At 65.1% G+C, this 2611-nt stretch carries 2 protein-coding genes and 1 pseudogene; all 3 read left to right on the top strand.

The annotated features are described in order from the left end of the window. Window positions 1–353 (top strand): annotated as a pseudogene (locus tag RWR81_RS13570) (diaminopimelate decarboxylase); the annotation flags it as partial. A 21-nt stretch (window positions 354–374) separates the two neighbouring features. Then, window positions 375–1655, top strand: coding sequence for a hypothetical protein (locus RWR81_RS13565; protein ID WP_314458230.1), 1281 nt, complete (start codon window positions 375–377; stop codon window positions 1653–1655). A 1-nt stretch (window position 1656) separates the two neighbouring features. Further along, window positions 1657–2611 (top strand): hypothetical protein (locus tag RWR81_RS13560; RefSeq protein ID WP_314458229.1); only part of this gene is annotated, 955 nt, incomplete at its 3' end.

The following is a 2611-nucleotide window of genomic DNA, read 5'->3' as shown; positions in this document are numbered from 1 at the left end:
ACGTGAGTGTCGACGGCGGCATGAGCGACAACATCCGCCCCGCCCTCTACAAGGCTGCTTACACGGCGCTCGTCGCCAACCGCCGGCCCGACCCGGCTGTGGGACTGACCCGTGCGCGCGTCGTCGGCAAGCACTGCGAGAGCGGCGACATCCTCGTGCGCGACGTCGACCTGCCCGTGGACCTCGCCGTCGGCGACGTTCTGGCGGTGCCCGCCGTCGGGGCCTACGGACGATGCCTGGCCTCCAACTACAACCTCTTCACCCGTCCCGGCGTGCGCTGGGTGCGTGAGGGAGAGTCGGGCTGGATCCTGCGCCCCGAGACCATCGAGGACCTCATCCGCCTCGAGGGCTGAGTCCCTGTATAGACTCCGGACATGGGTGACAGGGACCGGGACTACCGCAGGGACTTCTACCGCGCGCTGAACGTCCATCAAGGCGCTCAGATGCTCAGCGAGGAGGAGGAGTTCGAGCGCTACTACGTCCCGATCTACGCCCGGCCCGACGGCCCGGCTGGGCCGGATCTGGTCGCGGAGATCGCCACGGCGATTGACTTCACCGCTGGCGGCTCGGTCCAGCTGCTCTCCGGCTACCGCGGTGCGGGAAAGACCACCGAGCTCTTGCGCCTCAAACGGGAGCTGGATCGTGAGGTCTACCTTCCTGTCTACTTCGACATCGAGGACTACTTCAACACCGAGCTTCCACTGGAGGCGGCGACTTTTCTCGTCGGCCTCGCCGCCGGCTTCGTTGACAACTGCGAGGAGATCGACGGGCTCAAGCAGAGCCTGTACCGCCGGGTTCAGACCTTCTTCCAGCGCCTCGACATCGACGCCGAGGTCAGCGCCTCCGTCAGCGGGGGGCCGGCCTCTCTTGACCTGAGGGCGAGGTTCCGTGATGACGAGAGCTTCCGGGCGCAGGTTAAGGCCGCCCTGGACTCCAACCGCAAAACGTTCAAGGAGGAGATGCACGCCTTCTTCAACGATCTGGCGAACAGCCTGCCCGGGAATAGGACACCGGTTTTCATCGTCGACTCCATTGAGCACTATCGGGGGCGGTCCTCCACCTTCGACGAGGTCCGCGACTCCGTTGAGGCGTTGTTCTCCCACTACGCCTCAGAGCTGGCCCTGCCCGGGATGCACGTGGTCTACACGGTGCCGGTGTACGTCAAACCTACGGGATGGGGCGGGGAGGTGTGGCCAGTCCTCAACGTCAAGGTACGGGAGCGCAACGGCGAGGACTGCCAGGAGGGCATCGACCTGCTGCGTCAGGTGCTGGCCCAGCGTGCCCCGGATGGTGATGTGGAACGACTCCTGGGGGCGGAGACGGAACGGGTAATCCGAGCCTCGGGCGGCCTGTTCCGTGAGCTGTTCCGCCTGGTCTCGGGTCTCCTGCTCAAGAACGGCCCGCTTCCCGTGAGATCCGAGGATATCGACCAGGTCGAGCGCCAGCAGCGATCCCAGGCCTTCATCGGACTGTCTCAGGAGCAGCGGGAAATCCTTCGTCAGGTGAAGGAGACCCAGCAGCTCATTGTTCCGCGAGAGCTGACCTCGGAGGCCTGGACCCTCCAGGCGCTCGGGTACGTGCTGTGCTACCGCAACGGAACCGTCGACTGGTTCGGGGTGCACCCCCTGCTGGAGAGCCTCCTCGACGAGGACTAGCATGCGTGTCCCGAGTGCCCCCTCGACGGTGAGCGTTGACCATGCCTGGTCTGATCTGCGCCGCCACTTGGAGTGGACCAGAAATGAGCCCACCGTTGTGATGATCGCGGCACAGACTCGAATCCAGACCCAGGACATGAAGGAACGCGCCGCACTGTGGTGCCGGCGGGCGCACGAGCCCTGGACTGAACCCGAGCCGGAGCAGTTTCTGACCTCGTGGCTGAGCCGCCATCTTCCCGTTCCTGGTGTTCTCTTCCTGGATCTGTGGGATGAATGGGTGCGCCGCAGGGTTCTGCACATTCTCAACGAGATGCGGATACGCCTGGCCCGTCCCGGGGGCGGATGCGTCATCGTCTGCGGGCCTATCGCACTTCTCAGTGACGCCGCCTGTGAGGCTGCGGACCTGTGGTCCATCCGGTCCTTGACTTGCGTCATCGGTTCCAGTTCCGGGGAGCTGGTGGACCGGCCGCGGCGCCGTGAAGAGGGCGACGGCTCTCACTCTGTGGGAGCAAATGACGGTTTTCGGCACCGTTCCACCTGGAGCATCACGGTTCCTCCGGATCAGCGGACACCCGAGCTTGCCGTCACCATCCGGGAGACGGATCGGGCCCGACGTCTGCTCCCCACCGAGCCGTGGAGGGCCAGGGAGGTCCTGGATGCTCTGCCCGAGGATCCAGTTCCGTTGGCGTCGGCATTCAGAGGACTGACCGGCGCCGAGATCGGCGGCTTGCTCGACGACGCCGTCACCGTGGAGGTGAATCTCAAGGCCGTCCTGGAGACTCTTGCTGATTTTCCGACTCCCCTCCGCTCTCAGGTGGCGGATGCGGTTCTGGACATTGCCATGACCTTCGGAGCTGTTGATGTCGCAGAGCCAGCAGCTCGGGAACTGGAGCGGTTGGCTCGGGGGTTGGAGGAGTTGTTGGGGACTCCGGAGGCCCGCCGTGACCTGTCGGTCT

This window comes from uncultured Actinomyces sp. (genome assembly GCF_963526355.1).
Classification (GTDB): Bacteria; Actinomycetota; Actinomycetes; order Actinomycetales; family Actinomycetaceae; genus Actinomyces.
The sequence above is the reverse complement of the archived record's forward strand: the minus strand, read 5'-3'. Positions and strand labels throughout refer to the sequence as shown.

Coding starts and splice junctions, on each gene's coding strand:
- RWR81_RS13565 (WP_314458230.1), top strand. CDS start 375: ATGGGTGACAGGGACCGGGACTACCGCAGGGACTTCTACCGCGCGCTG.